The following is a 22427-nucleotide window of genomic DNA, read 5'->3' on the forward strand; positions in this document are numbered from 1 at the left end:
CAACCCGGGGAGATCGATGATGAATCGCTGATCCGCCAGGTGCAGGGCACGTTTGTCGAACTGATCGAAGCCTGGCGCAAGGCGCGTGGCTAAGCATTCACACCGAACGTGTGGGAGCTGGCTTGCCAGCGATGACGGCGGCACATTCAGCATCGAAGGTGACTGACGAAACGCCATCGCTGGCAAGCCAGCTCCCACAGGGTTTACGGTCGTATTCAATGGTTAGGTAAGAACAATAAAAGGTGCAGCCATGCCCGCAATCCGAATTGGCATCAACCCGATTTCCTGGAGCAACGACGATCTGCCGTCCCTCGGTGGCGAGACGCCGTTGAGCACGGCCCTGAGTGAGGGCAAGGAAATCGGTTACGCAGGTTTTGAGCTCAACGGTAAATTTCCCAAGGATGCCAAAGGCGTCGGTGACGTGCTGCGGCCTTACGATCTGGCGCTGGTGTCGGGCTGGTATTCGAGCCGACTGGCGACACGTTCGGTGGCAGAGGAAATCGACGCCATCGCCAGCCATGTCGAGCTGCTGGCGCAGAACGGTGCCACTGTTCTGGTGTACGGCGAGGTCGCCGATTCGATTCAGGGTCAACGTATTCCGTTGGTCGAGCGGCCACGTTTTCATAGCGAACAGGCGTGGCAGGCCTACGCCGACAAACTCACTGAACTGGCGCGATTCACCTTGTCCCGAGGCGTGCGTCTGGCGTATCACCACCACATGGGCGCCTACGTCGAGTCGCCGTCGGACATCGATAAACTCATGGCCCTGACCGGCAGCGAAGTCGGCTTGCTGTTCGATTCCGGCCATTGCTACATGGGCGGTGGCGAGCCGCTGCAAGTCCTGAAAAAACACCTCGAACGCATCTGCCACGTGCATTTCAAGGACGTGCGCAAACCGGTGGTGCAACTGGCGCGCAATAATCTGTGGAGCTTCCCGGATTGCATCATCAACGGCACGTTCACCGTACCCGGCGATGGCGACATTGATTTCGCCGCGCTACTGGACGTACTGGTGGCCGCCGATTACCACGGCTGGCTGGTGGTCGAGGCCGAACAGGACCCGGCAGTGGCGCCCAGTTATCTCTACGCAAAAAAGGGCTACGACACCTTGCGCGCCCTGCTCAACGAAAGGGGTTTGTGATGAGCCTTCTAGTCAAGAGCCAGGCCCATGGTCGCACCGTGGTCGAGCTGGAACAGGGACGTCTTCAGTACGTCGGTTTCGCCGCCTACCGACTGAGCCTCGGCGAAAGCCTGCCCGTGACAGCCGGCGATCAGGAGTTGTGCCTGGTGCTGCTCAGCGGCCGGGTCAGCATCAGTGGCGAGGCGCCGGGGCAGGGCGCATTCGAGTGGGACAATCTAGGCGACCGGCAATCGGTGTTCGAAGACAAATCACCGTTTGCTGCGTACCTGCCGCCCGGCAGTCAGGCGCGGGTGACTGCGTTGAGTGACGCACAAATCGCCGTCTGCGCCGCCCCCGGTTCGCTCAGCACCAACCTCGGGCCACGACTGATCCGCCCGGAGTCGATGAAACGCAGCGTGCGTGGCAAAGGCGCCAACACCCGTTACGTCTGCGACATCTTGCCGGACAGCGAACCGGCGCATTCGCTGCTGGTTGTGGAAGTGCGCACGCCGTCAGGGCATTCGTCGAGCTACCCGCCGCACAAGCACGACACCGATGACCTGCCGCACCAGAGCTTTCTCGAGGAAACCTATTACCACCAGATCAACCCGCCGCAGGGTTTCGTGTTCCAGCGCGTGTACACCGATGACCGCAGCATCGATCAGGCCATGGCCGTGGAAAACAGCGATCTGGTGGTGGTGCCCAAGGGTTATCACCCGGTCAGCGTGCCGTACGGCTACGAGTCTTATTACCTGAATGTCATGGCTGGGCCGAAACGTGTCTGGCAGTTCCATAACGACCCGCAGCACAGCTGGCTGCTGGATCTCTGACTTCCCACGTTTGAACGGAGCACGATAACAATGAGCAATGCCCCGGTAATCGGCCACTACATCGATGGTCAGGTGCAGGACAGCGGCGAGCGGTTCAGCAAGGTGTTCAACCCGGCCACCGGCGTGGTGCAGGCGCAAGTGGCGCTGGCCAGCGTCAAGACTGTGGAAGAGGCTGTCGCGTCCGCGCTGAAGGCCTTTCCGGCGTGGTCCGAGCAATCGTCCCTGCGTCGTTCGCGGGTGATGTTCAAGTTCAAGGAGTTGCTCGACCGGCATCATAACGAACTGGCTGAAATCATCACCCGCGAGCACGGCAAAGTGCTGTCCGATGCCAAGGGCGAGGTCACTCGCGGCATCGAAATCGTCGAGTACGCCTGTGGCGCGCCGAATCTGCTCAAGACCGACTTCAGCGACAACATCGGCGGTGGCATCGACAACTGGAGTCTGCGTCAGCCGCTGGGGGTGTGCGCGGGTGTCACGCCGTTCAACTTCCCGGTGATGGTGCCGCTGTGGATGATCCCGCTGGCGCTGGTCACCGGTAACTGTTTCATCCTCAAGCCTTCGGAGCGTGATCCGTCGGCGAGTTTGCTGATGGCGCGTCTGCTCACTGAGGCCGGCCTGCCGGACGGTGTGTTCAACGTGGTGCAGGGTGACAAGACGGCCGTGGATGCGCTGTTGCAGCACCCGGACATCGAGGCGATTTCCTTTGTCGGCTCGACGCCGATTGCCGAGTACATCCATCAGCAAGCCACTGCACGCGGCAAGCGTGTACAGGCGCTGGGCGGGGCGAAGAATCACATGATCGTCATGCCCGATGCCGATCTCGATCAGGCCGCCGATGCCTTGATCGGCGCCGCTTACGGCTCGGCCGGCGAGCGTTGCATGGCGATTTCGATTGCTGTCGCGGTGGGCGATGTCGCTGACCGTTTGATCGCCAAGCTGCTGCCGCGTATCGATCAGCTCAAGGTCGGTAACGGTATGCAGGGCGACAGCGAGATGGGCCCGTTGGTGACGGCAGAGCACAAGGCCAAGGTTGAGGGCTTTATCAGCGAAGGTGTGGCCCAGGGCGCACAGTTGCTGGTGGATGGTCGGGGTTTCACAGTGCCGGGGGCCGAGGGTGGTTTCTTCGTGGGTGCGACCCTGTTTGATCAGGTCAGCAGCGAAATGAGCATTTATCAGCAGGAGATTTTCGGCCCGGTGCTGGGCATCGTCCGCGTGCCGGACTTCGCCAGTGCCGTGGCATTGATCAACGCCCATGAGTTCGGCAACGGCGTTTCCTGCTTCACCAGCGATGGCGGCATCGCCCGCGCGTTTGCCCGCACCATCAAGGTCGGCATGGTCGGTATCAACGTGCCGATTCCGGTGCCGATGGCCTGGCACTCGTTCGGCGGCTGGAAGCGCTCGTTGTTCGGCGATCACCACGCTTACGGTGAAGAGGGCGTGCGTTTCTACAGCCGCTACAAAAGCGTGATGCAACGCTGGCCCGACAGCATCGCCAAAGGTCCCGAATTCAGCATGCCGACTGCCAAATAATTCGTCTGCGCGGAGAACAACAAGAATGACTCAGCCCCTGCGTTTTGCCCTTAACCGGATGGTCGCGCCACGGCTTTCCCTGCCCGCGTTCATTGATCTGGCGGTAAGCCTCAAGGCCGATGCCATCGAAATTCGTAATGACCTCAAAGGCGTGGAAATCGAGGACGGCACGGCCGCGCAAACCGTCCGTGAATTGTGTGCGGCGAAAGGCATCAGCGTGCTGTCGATCAACGCGCTGTATCCGTTCGATGTGTGGAATGACGAGCGTCGAGCCCAAGCCACAAAACTCGCCGCGTATGCCCGGGAGTGTGGGGCGCAGGGTTTGGTCATGTGCCCGCTGAACGATAGCGGCGACATGCGCACTCAAGCGCAACGCGCCGTTGGCCTGCGCACGGCGTTGAGCGAACTCGCGCCGATCCTGCGTGAGCACGGCATTCTCGGCTTCATCGAGCCGTTGGGGTTCGAGGAGTGCTCGCTGCGGCGCAAACGTACGGCGGTGGATGCGATCCAGGCGGTTGGCGGGCTGGATGTGTTTCGGCTGGTGCATGACACCTTTCACCATCACCTCGCCAGTGAGCACGAGTTTTTCCCCGAGCTGACCGGGTTGGTACATATCTCCGGCGTCGACGATGCCGAGGCGCCGCTGGCGAGCATTCGTGATGGCCATCGGGTGTTGGTGGGCGAGGGCGACATTCTCGGTAACGCGGCGCAGATCGACACGCTGTTGAGCACCGGTTACACCGGCTATCTATCGTTCGAACCGTTCGCTGACAGCGTTCACGGTCTGCCGGATATCGAACAAGCCATCAACGCCAGCATGGCCCACCTACAAAAATCCCTGACCTGATACGGCTCTTGCAGGGGAATGGGATTTACCTTTGGAAAAGGTGCAAGCATGACCACAACAAGACTGACCATGGCCCAGGCCCTGGTGAAATTTCTCGATAACCAGTACATCGAAGTCGATGGCGTGCAGAGCAAGTTCGTCGCCGGGATCTTCACGATTTTCGGTCACGGTAACGTGCTCGGCCTCGGTCAGGCGCTGGAGCAGGACAGCGGCGACCTGATCGTCCATCAGGGCCGTAACGAGCAGGGCATGGCTCACGCCGCCATCGGTTTCGCCAAACAGCATCTGCGCCGCAAGATCTACGCCTGTACCTCGTCGGTAGGGCCGGGCGCAGCGAACATGATTACCGCAGCGGCCACCGCCACCGCCAATCGCATCCCGTTGCTGTTGTTGCCCGGCGACGTCTACGCCAGCCGCCAGCCGGACCCGGTGCTGCAACAGATCGAGCAGTTCCACGATCTGAGCATCAGCACCAACGATGCCTTCAAAGCCGTGAGCAAATACTGGGACCGGATCAACCGCCCCGAGCAGTTGATGACCGCCGCGATCCACGCCATGCGCGTACTGACCGATCCCGCCGAAACCGGTGCGGTGACTCTGGCGCTGCCGCAGGACGTGCAGGCCGAGGCCTACGATTACCCGGATTACTTCCTGCAAAAACGCGTGCACCGCATCGAACGCCGGCCGGCCACCGAAGCCATGCTCGGCGATGCGTTGGCGCTGATCAAAGGCAAGCGCAAGCCGTTGCTGATCTGTGGCGGCGGGGTGAAGTATTCCGGGGCCAACGCCGCGTTGCAGGCGTTCGCCGAGCGTTTTGGCATTCCGTTCGCCGAAACCCAGGCGGGCAAGAGCGCGGTGCTTTCCAGCCATCCGCTTAACCTCGGCGGCATCGGCGAAACCGGCTGTCTGGCAGCGAACCTGCTGGCACCCGAGGCGGATCTGATCATTGGTGTCGGCACCCGCTACAGCGATTTCACTACCGCGTCGAAATCCTTGTTCAAACACCCAGATGTGCAGTTTCTCAACCTCAACATCAGCCCGTGCGATGCGCTGAAACTCGACGGCGTGCAACTGCTGGCCGACGCGAAAAGCGCTTTGCAGGCCTTGAGCGAAATTCTCGGTGACTACCGCGCCGAGTGGGGCGATCAGCCGCGTGAGGCCAAGGCACAGCTTCACGCCGAGGTTGAGCGGATTTATCAGGCCGAATACCAGGCTGAGGATTTCGTCCCGGAAATCAACGACCACATGGACCCAGCCGTACTGCGCGAATTCATCGAGCTGACCGGCTCGTGCCTGACCCAGAGCCGCGTGCTGGGTGTACTCAACGAAACCCTGGCCGATGACGCGGTGATCGTCGCCGCCGCCGGCAGCCTGCCCGGTGACTTGCAGCGCAGTTGGCGCAGCAAGGGGGTCAACACTTACCACGTCGAGTACGGCTATTCGTGCATGGGTTATGAGGTCAACGCGGCGCTGGGCGTGAAGCTCGCCGAGCCGGATCGCGAGGTCTATGCGCTGGTCGGCGACGGCTCTTACATGATGCTGCACTCGGAGCTGGCGACCTCGATTCAGGAGCGCCGCAAGATCAACGTGGTGCTGCTGGACAACATGACGTTCGGCTGCATCAACAACCTGCAGATGGAACACGGCATGGACAGCTTCGGCACCGAATTCCGTTTCCGCAACCCCGAGACCGGCAAGCTCGACGGCGGCTTTGTCCCGGTGGATTTCGCCATGAGCGCGGCGGCCTACGGCTGCAAGAGCTATAAGGTGAACACGGTTGAAGCGTTGCAGGCAGCGCTGGCCGATGCGCGTTTGCAGACGGTATCGACGCTGATCGATATCAAGGTTCTGCCCAAGACGATGATCCACAAATACCTGTCGTGGTGGCGGGTCGGGGTGGCGCAGGTGTCCACCAGTGCGCGCACCGATGCGGTGGCGAAAACCCTAAATGAACGGTTGGCCAAGGCCCGCCAGTACTGATTGTCCTGAACCCGAAATGGAGAATGTTCATGTCTTTGAAGCTTGGCGTTATCGGTACCGGGGCCATCGGCCAGGATCACATCCGTCGTTGCAGCCAGACTTTGCTTAATAGCCAGGTCGTCGCTGTCACCGACATCAACTTGCAGCAAGCGGCCAGGGTTGTTGCCGATCTGAAGCTGACTGCCGAGGTTTACCCGGACGGTCACGCGTTGATCAAGGCGCCAGAAGTCGAGGCCATCCTCGTCACCTCCTGGGGTCCGAGCCACGAAGAGTTTGTGCTGGCAGCGATTGCCGCCGGCAAACCGGTGTTCTGCGAGAAACCGCTGGCGGTGACTGCCGACGGTTGCCGCAAGATCGTCGAAGCCGAAGTTGCCCACGGCAAGCGTCTGGTGCAGGTTGGTTTCATGCGTCCTTACGATGAAGGTTATCGCGCGCTCAAAGCGGTGATCGACAGCGGCCAGATCGGTGAGCCGTTGATGCTGCACTGCGCGCATCGCAACCCGAGCGTGGGCGAAAACTACAAGACCGACATGGCAATCACCGACACGCTGATCCATGAGCTGGATGTGCTGCGCTGGTTGCTTGATGACGATTACGTGTCGGTGCAAGTGGTGTTCCCGCGCAAGTCGAGCAAGGCGTTGGCGCATTTGAAAGATCCGCAGATCGTCCTGCTGGAAACCGCCAAGGGCACGCGCATCGATGTCGAGGTTTTCGTCAATTGCCAGTACGGCTACGACATTCAGTGCGAAGTGGTGGGGGAGACCGGCATCGCCAGACTGCCGGAGCCGCAGCAGGTGCAAATGCGCAGCGGCGCCAAGCTGTCGAACGCGATTTTGATGGACTGGAAGGACCGCTTCATCGGCGCCTATGACGTCGAGTTGCAGGCGTTCATCGATGGCGTGCGCGCCGGTCAGGTGGGCGGACCCTCGGCATGGGACGGCTTCGCCGCCGCCGTCGCGGCAGATGCATGCATCGAAGCTCAGAACAGTGGCCAGATAGTAAAAGTCAGCCTCCCTGACCGGCCACGCTTTTACGGTTGATTTTGAGATCACCCCCTCACCTCAACCCTCTCCCCGAGGAGAGGGGGCTGATCTCCTTTGGACTTTCAGGTCGCTGCCCCCCCGGAGAAACACCCGGTCGGCTCCCTCTCACTCCGGGAGGCTGGGATGAGGGGGGCGCCAAGTACAATCAGGAGAAAAAGATGCGCATCGCACTGGATCCCTACATGTACCGCCATCTGTCCCTGGGCAAGATGGTCGACAAGGTCGCCGAGCTCGGTTACGAACACATCGAACTCTCGCCTCGCGATGACTTTCTGCCGTTCTACAAAGCCCCGCGCGTCGACAAGGCGCGGATCAGGGAGTTTCGCAAAGCCTTGAGCGACACCGGGGTCAAACTCTCTTCCTTATTACCGATGTACCACTGGGCCGCCGCCGATGAAGGCTTGCGTGTTGCCGCCGTGCGCAACTGGAAGCGGGTGATCCAGATTGCCGTGGAAATGGACTGCGAACTGGTCAACACCGAATTCACCGGGCAGTCGGACAACCCGCTGGTGTGTGAGAACCAGTTCATGCGCTCGATGGACGAGTTGATCCCCGAGTTCGAGCGCGAAGGCATCCAGCTCGATATTCAGGCCCACCCTTATGATTTCTGCGAGCGCAACAACGAGTCAGTGGACATCATTCGCGGGCTTGATCGCGACTGGATCAACTACCTCTACGCCGCACCGCACACGTTTTTCTACGACGACGGCGTCGGCGATATTGCCTCGATGCTCAAGTATGCCGGCTCGAAACTCAGCCACCTGATCATCGCCGACACCTACAACCACAAGGCCTCGTCGGGGTTGCGCTACATCGTCAACCCGCCGGGTGTTACCGCGACCGTGCATCAGCATCTGGACATCGGGCAGGGCGAGGTCGACTGGCAAGCGTTTTTCAGCACCTTGCGCGAGATCAAGTTCGACGGCATTGCCACGGTCTCGGTGTTCGCCTGGGAAGACCGACCGGATGAATCCAACCGGATGATGCTCGAACGGGTGAAAAGCGAACTCTGCCGCTGACTCAGTGCGCAATACCCGTGGGAGCGAGCTTGCTCGCGAAGGCGGCAGTCCAGTCAGCATCGATGTCGCCTAAAACATCGCTATCGCGAGCAGGCTCGCTCCTAAACAGGTCGCGCTTACCCAGTAAGCGGCTCACAGAACAATAAGAAGGAGTCGAATCATGCGTATCGGACTTGTCGGTTACGGCCACGGCGGCCGTTTTTTTCATGCGCCGCTGCTCAGCAGTCTGCCCGGTGCCACATTCGCTGGCGTGGTGACTCGCTCCCCGGAGCGCCGACAATTGCTGGCCGCTGAATACCCCGGCGTAGCCGCGTTCGACAGCATCGGCCAACTGGTCGAGGCCGGCGTCGATGTGTTGGTGATTTCCACGCCACTGAAGGGCCGTCCGGCGCTGGTGCTCGATGGCCTCGAACACGGGGTCATGGTTGTCAGTGACAAGCCGTTCGCCGCCGATGCGCAACAGGCGCAAACCCTGATCACCATGGCCGAGCGCCAGGGTGTGCGGCTCAGCGTTTATCAGAATCGCCGCTGGGATTCGGACTTCCTGACCGTGCGTAAACTCATCGAGTCGGGCGCTCTGGGGCAGGTCACGCGCTTCGAATCGCGGATCGAGCGCTACTCCCCTCAGTCAGTGAACAACAGCAGCGGCGGTGGTTTTCTGCGCGATCTGGGCAGCCATCTGGTGGATCAGGCGTTGTTGCTGTTCGGCCCGGTCAGGCAGGTGTATGCCGAGCTTGATTACCAGGACCAAGACCAGGCCTGCGATAACGGTTTTTTTGTCTCCCTGACCCACGTCAACGGGGTGGTCTCCCACCTCGGCGGCAGTTGCCTGCAAAGTTCGCCCGGCCCGCGCTTTCGCGTCACGGGAACGCTGGGTTGTTACAGCATTGATCGCCTCGACGGACAAGAGGCTCAAGCGCTGGCCGGGCTCTCGCCAAAATCTGCCGGTGAACGCTGGGGTGTCGAAGAGCATCGGCGCTGGGGCTGGTTTGAACACGCTGGCGAACGCGAGCGCGTGCCGTCGGAGCGGGGTTGCTGGCAGCAGTTCTATCTACAGCTACAAACCGCGTTACAGACTGGCGGCCCATTGCCGGTCGAGCCCCGTGATGCACTGGCGAGCACTCGTGTTCTGGATGCTGCGCGGCAAAGTTTCGAGCAACGTCAGGTGGTCGAACTGAGCCCGTTTGCGGGCCATGGAATGGATTTGGAATAAAATTCTAAAATGAGTTGATATAGAAAATAAATTCCAATAGAGTCAATTTTGCCTACAGAAATCGTCACGACTGATCCATAAAACCAACAAGAATGTGGAGAAAGACAGTTCATGAAGACCCATCTGCGTTTTGCCTCGCTGGCCCTGTCCTTGATGTTTGTCAGCGGCGCTGCCCTTGCCGATATGAAGATCGGCGTCAGCATGTCCCAGTTCGATGACACCTGGCTGACTTACCTGCGCGAATCCATGGACAAGAAAGCCAAGTCCTACCCCGATGGTGTGCAGCTGCAATTCGAAGACGCCCGCAGCGACGTGGTCAAGCAGTTGAGCCAGGTTGAAAGCTTCATCAGCCAGAAGGTCGACGCCATCGTGGTCAATCCGGTGGATACCGCCGCCACCCGAAAAATCACCGAAGCCGCGGTAAAAGCCGGAATCCCGCTGGTCTACGTCAACCGTCGCCCTGATGATCTCAAGCTGCCAAAAGGTGTGGTCACGGTCGCGTCCAACGACCTGGAGGCCGGCGAAATGCAGATGCAGTACCTGGCCGAAAAACTCGGCGGCAAAGGCGAAATCGTGATTCTGCTCGGTGACCTCGCCAACAACTCCACCACCAATCGCACCAAGGGCGTCAAAGAGGTGCTGGCCAAGTACCCGAACATCAAGATCGAACAGGAACAGACCGGCATCTGGCTGCGGGATAAAGGCATGACCCTGGTCAATGACTGGCTGACCCAGGGCCGCAAGTTCGACGCGGTGGTTTCCAACAATGACGAAATGGCGATTGGTGCCGCCATGGCGCTGCAACAGGCCGGTGTCGAGAAGGGCAGTGTGTTGATTGCGGGTGTCGACGGCACGCCGGACGGCTTGAACGCGATCAAGAAAGGCAACATGGCGGTGTCAGTGTTTCAAGACGCCAAAGGTCAGGCAGACGGCTCGATTGACACTGCAGTGAAGATGGCCAAAAACGAGACGGTGGAGCAGAACGTCTGGGTGCCTTATCGCCTGATCACGCCGGAAAACGTCGACACTTTCAAATAGTGCCTCGGTTCAATAACAACAATAATCCTGCAGGGTTGCTGCTGCGACCTTGCTGACGGAGTACCTGAACATGTTCGCTTCAGCGACCGCTTCGAGCACCTCGTTGGTGGATATCCAGCCAACTGCAACACCTGTCGATGAGCCGTACCTGCTGGAGATCACCAACATCAGCAAGGGTTTTCCCGGTGTGGTGGCCTTGTCCGATGTGCAGCTGCGAGTACGTCCGGGGTCCGTGCTGGCCCTGATGGGCGAGAACGGCGCGGGTAAATCGACGCTGATGAAAATCATCGCCGGCATCTACCAGCCCGATGCTGGCGAGCTGCGCTTGCGCGGCAAACCGGTGGTCTTCGAAACACCGTTGGCGGCACTTCAGGCGGGGATCGCGATGATCCACCAGGAACTCAACCTGATGCCGCACATGAGCATCGCCGAAAACATCTGGATCGGCCGCGAGCAGCTCAACGGCCTGCACATGATCGACCACCGCGCCATGCACCGCTGCACCGCGCAACTGCTGGAGCGCTTGCGCATCAACCTCGATCCCGAGGAGCAGGTCGGCAACCTGAGCATCGCCGAACGGCAAATGGTCGAGATAGCCAAAGCGGTGTCCTACGACTCCGACATTCTGATCATGGACGAGCCGACCTCGGCCATCACCGAAAAGGAAGTCGCGCACCTGTTTTCGATCATTGCCGACCTCAAGCGCCAGGGCAAAGGCATCATCTACATCACGCACAAAATGAACGAAGTGTTTGCCATTGCCGATGAAGTGGCGGTGTTTCGCGACGGCGCCTACATCGGCCTGCAACGGGCCGACAGCATGGACGGTGACAGCCTGATTTCGATGATGGTCGGGCGCGAACTGAGCCAGTTGTTCCCGGTGCGCGAAAAGCCGATCGGCGACCTGCTGATGTCGGTCCGCGATCTGAAACTCGACGGCGTATTCCAGGGCGTCTCGTTCGACCTGCATGCCGGGGAGATTCTCGGCATCGCCGGGCTGATGGGCTCGGGCCGCACCAACGTTGCCGAAACCATTTTCGGCATAACGCCCAGCGACAGCGGTGAGATCCGTCTGGATGGCGAGGTGGTGCGCATTACCGATCCGCACATGGCCATCGACAAGGGTTTCGCGCTGTTGACCGAGGATCGCAAGCTCAGTGGCCTGTTCCCGTGCCTGTCGGTGCTGGAGAACATGGAGATGGCGGTGCTGCCGCATTACGCCGGCCACGGCTTTATCCAGCAAAAGGCCCTGCGCGCTCTGTGTGAAGACATGTGCAAGAAGCTACGGGTGAAAACCCCGTCGTTGGAGCAGTGCATCGACACCTTGTCTGGCGGCAACCAGCAGAAAGCCTTGCTCGCCCGCTGGCTGATGACCAATCCACGGATCTTGATTCTCGACGAGCCGACTCGTGGCATCGATGTCGGCGCCAAGGCCGAGATCTATCGGCTGATCTCCCTGCTAGCCAGCGAAGGCATGGCGGTGATCATGATTTCCTCGGAACTGCCGGAAGTGCTGGGCATGAGCGACCGGGTGATGGTCATGCACGAGGGCGACCTGATGGGCACCCTCGGCCGCGACGAAGCCACCCAGGAACGCGTCATGCAACTGGCCTCGGGCATGGCCCAGGTCCATTGACAGCTTACGGTCTCTGTGGCGAGGGAGCTTGCTCCCGCTGGGCAGCGAAGCGGTCCTCAAGCCTGGGCTTGCTGCGCAATCGCGGGAGCAAGCTCCCTCGCCACACGAAAGCAGCTTGCATCCAAAGGTATGTATTCGATACCGGGTTTTATTTGAAGGGTGAGTGGTTATGAACGCGATACTGGAAAACAAGCCTGCAACGGCACCGACCAAGAGTCGTCGGCGCTTTCCAACCGAACTGAGCATTTTTCTGGTGCTGATCGGTATCGGTCTGGTCTTCGAAGTGTTTGGCTGGATCGTTCGCGACCAGAGCTTCCTGATGAACTCCCAGCGTCTGGTGCTGATGATTTTGCAAGTGTCGATCATTGGCCTGCTGGCCATCGGCGTGACTCAAGTGATCATCACCACGGGGATCGACTTGTCATCCGGGTCGGTGCTGGCGCTGTCAGCCATGATTGCCGCGAGTCTGGCGCAGACGTCGGATTTCGCCCGCGCAGTGTTTCCGTCGCTGACTGACTTGCCGGTGTGGATTCCGGTGATCGCCGGGCTCGGGGTCGGGCTGCTGGCTGGGGCGATCAACGGCAGCATCATCGCCATCACCGGCATTCCACCGTTCATCGCCACGCTCGGCATGATGGTTTCGGCGCGCGGTCTGGCGCGTTACTACACCGAAGGCCAACCGGTCAGCATGCTCTCGGACTCCTACACCGCGATCGGTCATGGGGCGATGCCGGTGATCATCTTCCTGGTGGTGGCGGTGATCTTTCACATCGCGTTGCGCTACACCAAGTACGGCAAGTACACCTACGCCATCGGCGGCAACATGCAGGCGGCGCGGACCTCGGGGATCAACGTCAAACGCCATTTGGTGATCGTCTACAGCATCGCCGGTCTGCTGGCGGGGCTGGCTGGCGTAGTCGCGTCAGCCCGGGCTGCGACGGGGCAGGCCGGGATGGGCATGTCCTACGAGCTCGACGCGATTGCTGCTGCGGTGATCGGCGGTACCAGTCTGGCCGGCGGCGTCGGGCGCATTACCGGGACGGTAATCGGCGCGCTGATTCTCGGGGTGATGGCCAGCGGGTTCACCTTCGTCGGCGTCGATGCCTATATTCAGGACATCATCAAAGGCTTGATCATTGTGGTGGCGGTGGTCATCGACCAGTACCGTAACAAGCGCAAACTCAAGCGCTGAGCGCCGAATAATCGCGAAAATGCGCCACACCCGATCGGTGTGGCGTAGCCGTTTGTCTTCTATATACAGCCGCTCGACTGAATTTCTTGCTATAAACGCACTCCGATAATCGCCGTGAAGCCTGTATCAGAGCAGTTTCCGGGCTTTGTCGGACAAATTTGCTGGATTTCCAGTTGCTGAGGCCTCAAGTCGGCCTTAGACTGCCGCCCCTCGTAAATTGAGTGCCGGGTGGCGTTTGCCATAAACGATGCCTTTCCGTCGACCGGACACGGTTCGCCGGAACGCTCCCTAATTCGCCTTAATGCACGTTTTTTTATAGAGATATCAATGACAAAGGACAAGTTGCTGGCCATGCCGGCAGATGACTACATGAATTCCGAGCAACACGCTTTCTTCAGCGAGCTGTTGCAGAACATGAAAGTCGAAACCCATGAGCGCATTGAGCAAAACCGTATCGCCATCGAAAGCCTGGACACCCCGGCTGACCCGGCGGACGCGGCTTCGGTTGAAGAAGAGCGCACTTGGCTGGTCAACGCGATCGATCGCGACCAGCGCATGCTGCCGCAACTGGAACAAGCCCTCGAGCGCATCAAGGAAGACAGCTTTGGCTGGTGCGACGACAGCGGCGAGCCTATTGGCTTGAAACGTCTGCTGATCAGCCCGACCACCAAGTACTGCATCGAAGCTCAAGAGCGTCACGAGCAAATCGACAAGCACCAGCGTCAGGCCTGATTCCTGAGGCGACCCATGAAAGTGGGTCACCCCGAAAAGATCGCAGCCTTCGGCAGCTCCTGAACAGAGCTGGCGGGGTTGCGATCTTTGTTTTTGCTTGTCTGCGATATTCCCCGCCGTTCCATTGACCTGCCACAGGCCCCACGACTAACGGACCATAGATAATGGCGTTGTAGTGGCGTTTAATGCAGCCACAACAATGAGAACAAGCGTGGGGTGTTGATATGACGAGAGATGGATCTCTGGTTGGGGCGCTGCCTGCACCAGTGCTTTTGCCGAAAAACCGCTGGATCGCACCGACCCTGCAAAGCATCGCCCTGATGCTGTTGTTGGCCGGCATGACGCTGGGTGAGTGGTCGCTTTACGTTGGCATGCCGTTGGCGGTGCTGATTGTCTGGCTGCCGCGCCTGCGCTCCCGGACCCTCCCCGATGTACAGCCTGCCGACAATGGCAGCGCCATTTCCGAACTGACCCGAGACCTTTCTTACACCACCAGCCATAACGCCTTGTCGGCGGCCGGGGTGGCGTTTTCGGTCAAGGAGCTGGCGAGCAAACTTGAATCGCAACTCGATGCTGCGGCGCGAATCGTCAGCAATGCCGAAGTGATGATCGCCACGGAACAGGCGACTTCGCAGCTCAGCCGCGAAGCACTTGAGGCTGCCAGCGAGGCACATCACAGCAGTGCGGCGGGACGTACCGAACTGGTTGACTCAATTACGCGTATGCATCAGCTCAGTCAGCGCGCCAATGCCAGCCGTGAATTGATCGAGGCCTTGAGCCTGCGCAGCGATGACATTCAGCGGGTGACGCTGGTGATTCAGTCGATTGCCAGTCAGACCAATCTGTTGGCGTTGAACGCAGCGATCGAAGCGGCGCGGGCCGGTGAGCATGGGCGGGGCTTTGCGGTGGTGGCGGATGAGGTGCGCGGGTTGGCGGCACGCACGGCGTCGGCAACCGGCGAAGTCGGCGAGATGGTCGCCGACATCCAGCAACGCACGGCGCAGGTGGTGGAGCAGATCCGTGAGCTGTCCAGCGATCTGCAAACGGGCGTCGAACAGGTCGAGCACACCGGTCAGCATCTGGAGAACATCGCGCGTCTGGCCGCCGGGGTGGAAAGTCAGGTCGGCGAGATCGCCCGTGGCGCGGAGACCAATCGCGAGCAACTCGACAGCCTGTTTAAAGCCATTGAGCAGATGCGCAGCGATTTGGCGATCAGCGATCAACAGACCCGTCGACTCGCCGAAGCGGCGGTGCAGATGGAAGGGCAGGCGGAAACCATCAGCGAACGTCTTGCTGAAGTCGGTCTGGATGACTATCACCAGCGCATTTATGACTTGGCGCGAGAAGGCGCGAGCCAGATCGCGGCGCGGTTTGAGGCGGATGTCGAGCAAGGGCGGATCAGCCTCGAGGATCTGTTCGATCGTCAGTATCAGGCGATCCCGAATACGCAGCCGGCGAAGTATCAGACACGGTTCGACCGCTACACCGATCAGGTTCTGCCGGCGATTCAAGAACCGTTGTTGCCGCACCACGAGGGGCTGGTGTTTGCCATCGCCTGCACGCAGCAGGGTTATGTGCCGACGCACAATCAGGCGTTCAGCCAGCCGTTGACCGGTGATGCCCAGGTCGATGCGGTCAACAATCGCACCAAGCGCAAGTTTGCCGACCGCACCGGGATTCGCTGTGGCAGCCATCAACAACCAGTGCTGTTGCAGACCTATACGCGTGATACCGGCGAGCTGATGCATGACTTGTCGGTGCCGATCATGATCAAGGGCCGACATTGGGGTGGATTGCGTCTGGGCTATAAACCGGAAGGTCCGCGCTGAGCGATTGTTACGGTTGATGCAATGAATCTGTGCAGGGCCGTTGCTGTTTCCTCCTTGGGGAAATCATTAACATGCCGACTTAGTTAGGTGGCTAATGATTTTGGAGGTCAGCATGCAATGCAGAGTTGATGTCGCCGTGATGATCGGCAGTGGCGTGCCCGCCGGTTTGCGCGCAATGGGGCAAAGCGTCTGCTGGGTGGTGTTGCTCAATGGTGAGCGGCGCGGCACCGCGTTTGCCAGTCGCGATGAGGCCGAAGAGTGCAGGGCTGCGTGGCTCGCGCAGTTGCAGGCTGAGCCTGGGGACAGCCTGCACTGATCAGGGTTACTTGCCGTCGTGTATGCGTACGTTCAGTTCATCGAAGACTATTGCCCTGTCGTCGTCCTTGCCAATCCACTCTTCAAGCGTTTGCTTTTGCGATTCTGACCAGAAGGGGGCATCGACCAGTTTGGTGTCGGCATCCAGTGGATGGGCTTCAATGAAGTCGTCGATATCTGCGCTTTCTGAAGGCAAACCCAACTGATCGAACAGTGTTTTCAAGTTGTAAGCTTCCAGATCCATCATGTGCTCCTTTCTGAAATGCGCCGGTATGGCGCAGTCAATCACTCTTTATCTGAGGCAGCTGCTGGCCAGGAGTTCGATTTGCATTTCGAGTGAGCGAGCCAGCGCACACGCCTCGTTGTGATCTTCGCGGAAACCTCTTACGCGTCCGGTCGATTTTTCCTTTATGTGGTAAAAGGCGTTGCCCGCCGGCACCACTTGAAAGCGTGGGGCCTGAGCGTTTTCGCCGGGGTGCTGCAGATCGTTCATATCGGTCACATGCAGGATCAGAGGCGATTTGAGTCGGGCGTCAGCGGACATGGCGAAGTGAGTCAGGGTGCACATGTGAAGTCCTTTTCATCAGTTGGCCGATAATTACAGGCCGTTTCGGGTAGTCGTGAAGAGCATCGCTGCTCTAGAATCGCCAGTACCTGTTGACGACAGGGCTTATCTAAAGCAATTTTTCGCGAGCGATATGTCGGAAAAGTGCTTTTTTTCGTGCGAATTTTCCCTAAAGTTCGTAGTCAGCTTTCTCTGTCAGCCGTTAAGGATTTTTCCTTCGAGCTTTGGCGACATCGGGTGGCGTTTCGCGAGTGACAATCCCGTAGTCTTGCAAACCTCGCGTTGAACGAGTTCGCTGCTCGGTTCGGGTTTTTATTTTGAGTATTTCGCAGTTCCATCGGCCTGGCCGTTTTTTTGCCGTGCGCGTTTTCCGTGTGCGGTTTTTTCAGATCTGGGGATGTTTCTTTGGCAGTCAGTAATCTCGATATGCATGCTTTGTTCGTGTTGGGTGATTTGCGTGCAAAGCTGGTCAAGTTGTTCCAATCGCGTTTTGTTTACATCACCGAGCAAAACGCCGAAGGCATTTATGTCGCTGAAATCGACACCGAAAGTGCCTTGGTGGTGGATGACAAGCCGGGGCTCAAGCTCAAGGTCGGCGATCATTTCAGCGCCTCGGTCTTGCCCAGCCGCGAAGGCGGCAAGATGGACATCCGTTTTCGCGAAATCAAACTGACGGTCTATGGAATTGGCGATTACGCCTTCGTCGAGACCGCTGATGGCCATGCGATCCTGTTCAAGGAAGGTCATAGCGTGGTGACCGTGTTTGCCGCCCATCAGCAATTGCAGGAAGGCCTGACCAAAACTCTGAAAGCAGTCACCGCCAAAGCCGCGAAGTGGCGCAAGGGCGAGCTGGTGACTTTCAAGGCCAGTGAGTGATCGGTGGTTTGAGCCGCGCCGATTTCCATTCGCAGAACCTCGACAGCGCGCGTGAGGACGCCAGGCGGTTGTTCGCGGCGAAGGCCGAATTTAGAGGCGCGTGGCTGGGTTGGGTGGCGTCGCAGATCTACGCGCTGCGTCCAGCGGAATACGCCAGCATGGTCAGACGCGAGTTGCAGAGCTTGCAGGAAAATTCTGATTCGTAACCTCGTCCGGGCCCAGGCCCTGAAAAAGCAGGAACCTCGTCTACAGTCAGTTGACTGAGTATTCAGAGGCTTGCGGTCTTCTCTCAGGCCATCCTGCCATTGCTGTGAACAGCACGAGGTGCAATGCATGAACGGATTTCGACGGTTACTGGCCGCCAGCGTGGCCACATTCGCTTTGCTGGGTTCGGCGCAATCGGTCGTGGCGGCACAAGCGCCGATCCATTTTGCCGACCTGAACTGGGAAAGCGGCAGCCTGATCACCGATGTCCTGCGGATCATTGTCGAGAAGGGCTATGGATTGCCCACCGACACCCTGCCCGGCACCACCATCACCCTAGAGACCGCGCTGGCCAACAATGACATTCAGGTCATCGGCGAAGAGTGGGCGGGGCGCAGTCCGGTGTGGGTCAAGGCCGAGGCCGAGGGCAAGGTTGTCAGCCTGGGCGATACGGTCAAGGGCGCCACAGAAGGCTGGTGGGTGCCGGAATACGTGATCAAGGGCGACCCGGCCAAAGGCATCAAGCCGCTGGCGCCGGACTTGCGCAGTGTCACTGACCTTAAAAAATACAAGGACGTGTTCAAGGACCCGGAAAGCCCGAGCAAGGGACGTTTCCTCAACAGTCCGATTGGCTGGACGTCGGAAGTGGTCAACAAACAGAAGCTGACGGCTTACGGGTTGCAGGATGACTTCACCAATTTCCGCAGTGGCTCGGGTGCGGCGCTGGACGCCGAGATCAGTTCTTCGATTCGTCGGGGTAAACCGGTGCTGTTTTACTACTGGTCGCCGACGCCGTTGCTGGGCAAGTTCAAACTGGTGCAGCTGGAAGAACCACCATTTGATGCCGAGGCGTGGAAGACCCTGACCGACGCCGATAATCCCAACCCGAAACCGACACGCTCGCTGGCGTCGAAGTTGTCGATTGGCGTGTCTACGCCGTTTCAGAAGCAGTATCCGCAGATTGCCGAGTTCTTCAGCAAGGTCGATTTTCCGATCGAACCGCTGAACAAGGCATTGGCGGAGATGAGCGAGAAACACACCGCGCCGCGGCAAGCGGCGGAGGCGTTCATGAAGGCGCATCCGGAAGTGTGGCAGGCGTGGTTGCCGAAGGATGTGGCGGAAAAGGTTTCAGTTGAGCTGAAATAGAGGTCGTTGCGGCTGGACTCATCGCGGGCAAGCCCGCTCCCACAGGTTTTATTGTCGGGCACAAAGTGTATATACGACACTAAACAATGTGGGAGCGGGCTTGCCAGCGATGCTTTTAGAACCGGGTTTGTACCGCCAGTTCGAAGGTACGCGGTGTGCCCAGGTAATACGCCGGCGACACATGCGCGAATTCGGCATACACCTCATTGGTCAAATTGCGCACGCGGCCGGTGACGGTGGTGTGCGAATCAACCTTGTAGCTGAGGAAGCTGCCAAACAACGTGTAAGACGGCACGGTCATGGTGTTGGCGCTGTCGGCAAACACCGAGGCCACGTAACGCGCATCGACTCCGCCTTGCCAATGCGGTGAGAAATCATAGGTCAGCCACAGATTGCCGACCCGGTCCGGAACGTTGGTCGGCGTGTTGCCCTTGCGCGACACCACCACGCCAGCGGCATTCTTTTCAGTGAAGTCATCGTACTGCGCGTCGACCCAGGCGAAGTTGCCCTCGGCGAGCAGTTTGTCGGTGATCCGCAATGAGCTGGCAATCTCGATGCCTTTTGACGTCTGCTGGCCGACCGGAATGCTGCTGGTCGGGTCCAGCGGATCGGTAACGGCGAAGTCCTTTCGTTCGATGGTGTAGGCCGCCACCGTGGCCGAGCCGCGTCCGTTCAGATAGTCGAACTTGCTGCCGATTTCCCATTGTTTGCCGGTCGAGACGTCGAAGTCTTGCGTGCCGTTCGGTTGCTCCGCCGCAGTGCTGTACTGCACGTAGACATTGGCCGACGGGATGAACTGATAGGTCAACCCGGCACGACCGGTCAGCGGTTCCCAGCTACGTTTGAGATGCTTTGGATTGGTCGCGGTGACGGTGCGGTGGTTGGTCACATCGAGGTCGATATCGTCATAACGCAGGCCGGTGAGCAGCGACAGTTTGTCGGTCAGCGCCAGGCGGTTTTCCACAAACAGCGCTTTGGTGGTGACCTCGTTGGTCTTGTCGCTGATCAGCTTGGGATTGGTGCCGGGAATATCGTAGAAATGCCCGGGCCGATAGCTGTTCGGGTCCACCGTGCTCGCGCCTTTGATGTTGAGCGGCGAGTTGGTGGTCTGATTGACCTTGTACTCGAAGCCACCGGACCACGTCGTGTCCAGACCGAACAGCGTGTTGTCGTGACGCAGTTCGAACTGGTTGCCGTTCTGTTCGCCTTGATGCCGCACCTGATAGGCCGTCGAGCGGTTCACCGCGGAGTTGTCGGCGTTGTACTGGTAGGTTTCGAGGTTGCGGTAATCGCGCTGGCTGTCGAGGTGATACAGCGTGTTGCGCAGTGTGGTGCTGTCGTTGATCCGGTAGTCGATGATCGAGCGTACCCAGATCGTCCGCTGCTCGTAGCGACCGTCTTCGACGTTGTAGTTGTTGAAGCGATTGTGTTTATCGATCTTCAACTCGCCGGCCTTGGGGTTGAGCACGGGGGTGCCCCAGTACGGACTGTCTTCGTGTTCATCCTGATATTCCAGAGCCAGGGTGTGCGACAGGTTTGGCGTGAGGTCGCTGAGCAACGAGAACGCCACGCTCCAGGCATCGCGCTCCTGGCGGTCGATGTAGCCGTTGCTGGTGTTGTGACTGACGTCCAGTCTCGCGTAGTGCTGCACGTCGCTACCCGGGTCGGTCAACGCATGGTTGAGACCGAACGCGGTTTCGGTGGTGTCGTAGCTGCCGTAGCTGACCCGGCCTTCAACAGCCTGTTCATCGCGGCTCGCCAGTTTGGTTACGTAGTTCAACGAGCCGCCCACCGAGCCTGCGCCGTTGATCAATGACGACGGGCCGCCGACCAGTTCGACCCGATCGTAAATCCACGCGTCCACCGGCCGTGCGAGGCCGCCGGATACGTTAATGCCGTTGAACATCTGGGTGATCTGGCTGCTGGTGAAACCGCGATAGGAGACGAAGCCGCCAAAGCCCGGCGGTGCGCTGGCGTTGACTCCGGGCAGGGTGTTGGCGGCGTCCTGGAAGTTCTGCGCGCCGTGGCGTTCGATGTCGTTGCGGTTGGCGATGGCGACCGAGGCGGGCGTGTCGCGCACGCTCAAACCGAGGCGCGAGGCCATGCCGCTGGATTGGTCGAGGCTCAGGCCCGGCTCAGTGCCGGATTCGCCATCGATGGTGATGGGCGCCAGATCTACGGTGGATTGCGCCCAGACGTTAACGGACAGGCAGCCGCACAGGCTCGCCAGCAGAGTGAGTTGTTTCATTGTTGAATCCTGAATGCTTGTCTAGGAATCAGCGCACAGGCAAACGCCGCGCGTTGGCGCAGTGAGCTGAAAAATCAAAAAGGCAAAGTCACTCGGGCGAGCGGCGGGGCGCGAGGGTTGGCGGAGGGCCAGGTGAAGCGAGCAGGGAGGTCGGCACTGAAGATAGGGGCCAGTGGCGGGCTGTGTTGCTCCGGCAGGGTCGCCAGGGTCAGGCTGGAGTTGAACGCCGGGCCCATGCCGCCAGTCGAGCACAATGGGCAGCCAAATGCTTTGGACAGCGTCGGCAGTTTTTCTTCGGTGGGATTGCTGGTGAGCGGCGCTTGAGTCGCCGGATCGACCGTACAGAACTGACCACCGATGCCGTTGAGCTGCATCCCGACCATTTGTCCGTGACCGATGCTGCAGGCGAACACGTTGAACAGGACGCAGCAGTAAAGCATCCAGGCCAGCAGTGAACGATCGGTACGGGAGAATTTCATGGGGCGGCACTTTACCGTACCGCTGATCGGTCGTGCACTTGAAAAAATTGCGACTAGGATGATTTGTTCAAATCCCTTTCAAGGATTTCAACCATGACCTTTGTGTTGGCTCAATGGCTGGTGACTGTTTTTGCGGTAATCGCCCTGGTGCATGTGTACTGGGCGCTGGGCGGGCAATGGGCGGCGGTGGCGGCAGTGCCGCAAGTTCCGGTGGCAGGCCTGGTGCCGACAGTGCGACCGGCGTTCAAACCGTCGGGCTGGATCACGTTGGTGGTGGCTGCGGCTTTATTGGCGATTGCCGCGCTGGTGTGTCTGCGGGTCGGCTGGGGCGTGCCGGCGGTGCATCACAAGGCGTTGCAATGGCTGATCAGTGCGATTGCGCTATTGATGTTTGCCCGGGCGATTGGTGATTCGCATCTGGTGGGGTTTTTCAAGGAAGTGAAGGGTTCGCGGTTTGCACGGCTGGATACCTGGGTGTATTCGCCGTTGTGCGCGTTGTTGGGGGCGGGGTTGTTGGCAGTGGCTTGGGTTTGAGGTCAGGTCGGATTTGTGTGGTTGCTGAACTGGCCTCATCGCGGGCAAGCC

General features: G+C 59.5%; 22 protein-coding genes. 18 read left to right on the forward strand and 4 right to left on the reverse strand.

Going from position 1 to position 22427, the window contains the following annotated elements; genetic code table 11:
- Positions 1-250: 250 nt before the first annotated feature.
- The 14 genes from iolE (at position 251) to KI231_RS11860 (ending at position 16325) form a co-directional block, all read left to right on the forward strand.
- A complete protein-coding gene (gene iolE, locus KI231_RS11795) occupies positions 251-1141 on the forward strand; it encodes a myo-inosose-2 dehydratase (RefSeq protein ID WP_103303404.1) in 891 nt (296 codons plus the stop codon).
- Positions 1141-1950 (forward strand): 5-deoxy-glucuronate isomerase, encoded by an 810-nt coding sequence (gene iolB, locus KI231_RS11800; RefSeq protein ID WP_213028335.1) that lies wholly within the window; start codon positions 1141-1143, stop codon positions 1948-1950. The genes iolE and iolB overlap by 1 nt, the downstream gene beginning before the upstream one ends.
- A gap of 30 nt (positions 1951-1980) precedes the next feature.
- Entirely contained in the window at positions 1981-3480 is a 1500-nt protein-coding gene (locus KI231_RS11805; RefSeq protein WP_213028336.1) for a CoA-acylating methylmalonate-semialdehyde dehydrogenase, read from the forward strand.
- 25 nt (positions 3481-3505) lie between these two features.
- A complete protein-coding gene (locus KI231_RS11810) occupies positions 3506-4327 on the forward strand; it encodes a TIM barrel protein (protein WP_213028337.1) in 822 nt (273 codons plus the stop codon).
- 48 nt (positions 4328-4375) lie between these two features.
- On the forward strand, positions 4376-6307 hold the full coding sequence (gene iolD, locus KI231_RS11815) for a 3D-(3,5/4)-trihydroxycyclohexane-1,2-dione acylhydrolase (decyclizing) (protein WP_213028338.1): 1932 nt from the start codon (positions 4376-4378) through the stop codon (positions 6305-6307).
- Positions 6308-6336: 29 nt separating this feature from the next.
- On the forward strand, positions 6337-7347 hold the full coding sequence (iolG, locus tag KI231_RS11820; protein ID WP_103303409.1) for a bifunctional inositol 2-dehydrogenase/D-chiro-inositol 1-dehydrogenase: 1011 nt from the start codon (positions 6337-6339) through the stop codon (positions 7345-7347).
- Positions 7348-7508: 161 nt separating this feature from the next.
- The gene (locus tag KI231_RS11825; RefSeq protein WP_213028339.1) at positions 7509-8369 is read left to right on the forward strand and encodes a sugar phosphate isomerase/epimerase family protein; all 861 of its coding nucleotides are present in this window, start codon (positions 7509-7511) and stop codon (positions 8367-8369) included.
- A 160-nt stretch (positions 8370-8529) separates the two neighbouring features.
- Positions 8530-9582 (forward strand): Gfo/Idh/MocA family protein, encoded by a 1053-nt coding sequence (locus tag KI231_RS11830; RefSeq protein ID WP_213028340.1) that lies wholly within the window; start codon positions 8530-8532, stop codon positions 9580-9582.
- 111 nt (positions 9583-9693) lie between these two features.
- The gene (locus tag KI231_RS11835) at positions 9694-10620 is read left to right on the forward strand and encodes a sugar ABC transporter substrate-binding protein (RefSeq protein ID WP_103303412.1); all 927 of its coding nucleotides are present in this window, start codon (positions 9694-9696) and stop codon (positions 10618-10620) included.
- 70 nt (positions 10621-10690) lie between these two features.
- The gene (locus KI231_RS11840; protein WP_103303413.1) at positions 10691-12256 is read left to right on the forward strand and encodes a sugar ABC transporter ATP-binding protein; all 1566 of its coding nucleotides are present in this window, start codon (positions 10691-10693) and stop codon (positions 12254-12256) included.
- Between the two features lie 169 nt (positions 12257-12425).
- Positions 12426-13448, forward strand: coding sequence for an ABC transporter permease (locus tag KI231_RS11845; RefSeq protein WP_103303414.1), 1023 nt, complete (start codon positions 12426-12428; stop codon positions 13446-13448).
- 327 nt (positions 13449-13775) lie between these two features.
- Complete coding sequence (locus tag KI231_RS11850) at positions 13776-14180, forward strand: TraR/DksA family transcriptional regulator (protein WP_103303415.1); 405 nt, start codon at positions 13776-13778, stop codon at positions 14178-14180.
- Between the two features lie 605 nt (positions 14181-14785).
- Positions 14786-16009: a methyl-accepting chemotaxis protein gene (locus tag KI231_RS11855; RefSeq protein WP_475231162.1), complete on the forward strand. Its 1224-nt coding sequence runs from the start codon at positions 14786-14788 to the stop codon at positions 16007-16009.
- A gap of 112 nt (positions 16010-16121) precedes the next feature.
- The gene (locus KI231_RS11860; RefSeq protein WP_103303573.1) at positions 16122-16325 is read left to right on the forward strand and encodes a hypothetical protein; all 204 of its coding nucleotides are present in this window, start codon (positions 16122-16124) and stop codon (positions 16323-16325) included.
- A gap of 6 nt (positions 16326-16331) precedes the next feature.
- Here the strand turns inward: KI231_RS11860 and KI231_RS11865 are convergent, their stop codons facing one another.
- Together KI231_RS11865 and KI231_RS11870 are read right to left on the reverse strand one after the other, a co-directional pair.
- Entirely contained in the window at positions 16332-16568 is a 237-nt protein-coding gene (locus tag KI231_RS11865) for a DUF2789 family protein (protein ID WP_103303417.1), read from the reverse strand.
- 48 nt (positions 16569-16616) lie between these two features.
- The gene (locus tag KI231_RS11870; RefSeq protein WP_103303418.1) at positions 16617-16892 is read right to left on the reverse strand and encodes a hypothetical protein; all 276 of its coding nucleotides are present in this window, start codon (positions 16890-16892) and stop codon (positions 16617-16619) included.
- A 423-nt stretch (positions 16893-17315) separates the two neighbouring features.
- Here KI231_RS11870 and KI231_RS11875 point away from each other — a divergent pair, with 423 nt between their 5' ends.
- The 3 genes from KI231_RS11875 to KI231_RS11885 all read left to right on the forward strand — a co-directional run bounded on the left by KI231_RS11875 (position 17316) and on the right by KI231_RS11885 (position 19115).
- Positions 17316-17765, forward strand: a complete 450-nt coding sequence (locus tag KI231_RS11875) for a hypothetical protein (RefSeq protein WP_213028342.1) — start codon at positions 17316-17318, stop codon at positions 17763-17765.
- Positions 17766-17773: 8 nt separating this feature from the next.
- Positions 17774-17971 carry a hypothetical protein gene (locus tag KI231_RS11880; RefSeq protein ID WP_213028772.1) on the forward strand — a complete coding sequence of 66 codons (198 nt, stop codon included), beginning with the start codon at positions 17774-17776 and terminating at the stop codon, positions 17969-17971.
- Between the two features lie 127 nt (positions 17972-18098).
- Complete coding sequence (locus tag KI231_RS11885; protein ID WP_213028343.1) at positions 18099-19115, forward strand: ABC transporter substrate-binding protein; 1017 nt, start codon at positions 18099-18101, stop codon at positions 19113-19115.
- Between the two features lie 115 nt (positions 19116-19230).
- Here KI231_RS11885 and KI231_RS11890 read toward each other — a convergent pair whose 3' ends face one another.
- Together KI231_RS11890 and KI231_RS11895 are read right to left on the reverse strand one after the other, a co-directional pair.
- Positions 19231-21363 (reverse strand): TonB-dependent receptor, encoded by a 2133-nt coding sequence (locus KI231_RS11890; RefSeq protein WP_213028344.1) that lies wholly within the window; start codon positions 21361-21363, stop codon positions 19231-19233.
- A gap of 74 nt (positions 21364-21437) precedes the next feature.
- A complete protein-coding gene (locus KI231_RS11895; protein ID WP_213028345.1) occupies positions 21438-21842 on the reverse strand; it encodes a DUF2946 domain-containing protein in 405 nt (134 codons plus the stop codon).
- 93 nt (positions 21843-21935) lie between these two features.
- On the opposite strand from KI231_RS11895, the gene KI231_RS11900 reads away from it, so the two are divergent.
- Positions 21936-22376 carry a DUF3995 domain-containing protein gene (locus KI231_RS11900; RefSeq protein WP_213028346.1) on the forward strand — a complete coding sequence of 147 codons (441 nt, stop codon included), beginning with the start codon at positions 21936-21938 and terminating at the stop codon, positions 22374-22376.
- Positions 22377-22427: the final 51 nt, after the last annotated feature.

Origin of the sequence: Pseudomonas sp. Seg1 (assembly GCF_018326005.1) — a bacterium.
Lineage (GTDB): Bacteria > Pseudomonadota > Gammaproteobacteria > Pseudomonadales > Pseudomonadaceae > Aquipseudomonas.

Bases quoted from the DNA above. Each gene is read 5' to 3' on its own strand.
- KI231_RS11805 (WP_213028336.1), top strand. From the start codon at position 1,981: ATGAGCAATGCCCCGGTAATCGGCCACTACATCGATGGTCAGGTGCAG.
- KI231_RS11830 (WP_213028340.1), top strand. From the start codon at position 8,530: ATGCGTATCGGACTTGTCGGTTACGGCCACGGCGGCCGTTTTTTTCAT.
- KI231_RS11900 (WP_213028346.1), top strand. From the start codon at position 21,936: ATGACCTTTGTGTTGGCTCAATGGCTGGTGACTGTTTTTGCGGTAATC.
- KI231_RS11860 (WP_103303573.1), top strand. From the start codon at position 16,122: ATGCAATGCAGAGTTGATGTCGCCGTGATGATCGGCAGTGGCGTGCCC.
- KI231_RS11825 (WP_213028339.1), top strand. From the start codon at position 7,509: ATGCGCATCGCACTGGATCCCTACATGTACCGCCATCTGTCCCTGGGC.
- KI231_RS11890 (WP_213028344.1), bottom strand. From the start codon at position 21,363: ATGAAACAACTCACTCTGCTGGCGAGCCTGTGCGGCTGCCTGTCCGTT.
- KI231_RS11845 (WP_103303414.1), top strand. From the start codon at position 12,426: ATGAACGCGATACTGGAAAACAAGCCTGCAACGGCACCGACCAAGAGT.
- iolB (WP_213028335.1), top strand. From the start codon at position 1,141: ATGAGCCTTCTAGTCAAGAGCCAGGCCCATGGTCGCACCGTGGTCGAG.
- iolE (WP_103303404.1), top strand. From the start codon at position 251: ATGCCCGCAATCCGAATTGGCATCAACCCGATTTCCTGGAGCAACGAC.
- KI231_RS11835 (WP_103303412.1), top strand. From the start codon at position 9,694: ATGAAGACCCATCTGCGTTTTGCCTCGCTGGCCCTGTCCTTGATGTTT.
- KI231_RS11840 (WP_103303413.1), top strand. From the start codon at position 10,691: ATGTTCGCTTCAGCGACCGCTTCGAGCACCTCGTTGGTGGATATCCAG.
- KI231_RS11895 (WP_213028345.1), bottom strand. From the start codon at position 21,842: ATGAAATTCTCCCGTACCGATCGTTCACTGCTGGCCTGGATGCTTTAC.
- KI231_RS11870 (WP_103303418.1), bottom strand. From the start codon at position 16,892: ATGTGCACCCTGACTCACTTCGCCATGTCCGCTGACGCCCGACTCAAA.
- KI231_RS11875 (WP_213028342.1), top strand. From the start codon at position 17,316: ATGCATGCTTTGTTCGTGTTGGGTGATTTGCGTGCAAAGCTGGTCAAG.
- KI231_RS11855 (WP_475231162.1), top strand. From the start codon at position 14,786: ATGATCGCCACGGAACAGGCGACTTCGCAGCTCAGCCGCGAAGCACTT.
- iolG (WP_103303409.1), top strand. From the start codon at position 6,337: ATGTCTTTGAAGCTTGGCGTTATCGGTACCGGGGCCATCGGCCAGGAT.
- KI231_RS11810 (WP_213028337.1), top strand. From the start codon at position 3,506: ATGACTCAGCCCCTGCGTTTTGCCCTTAACCGGATGGTCGCGCCACGG.
- KI231_RS11850 (WP_103303415.1), top strand. From the start codon at position 13,776: ATGACAAAGGACAAGTTGCTGGCCATGCCGGCAGATGACTACATGAAT.
- iolD (WP_213028338.1), top strand. From the start codon at position 4,376: ATGACCACAACAAGACTGACCATGGCCCAGGCCCTGGTGAAATTTCTC.
- KI231_RS11885 (WP_213028343.1), top strand. From the start codon at position 18,099: ATGAACGGATTTCGACGGTTACTGGCCGCCAGCGTGGCCACATTCGCT.
- KI231_RS11865 (WP_103303417.1), bottom strand. From the start codon at position 16,568: ATGGATCTGGAAGCTTACAACTTGAAAACACTGTTCGATCAGTTGGGT.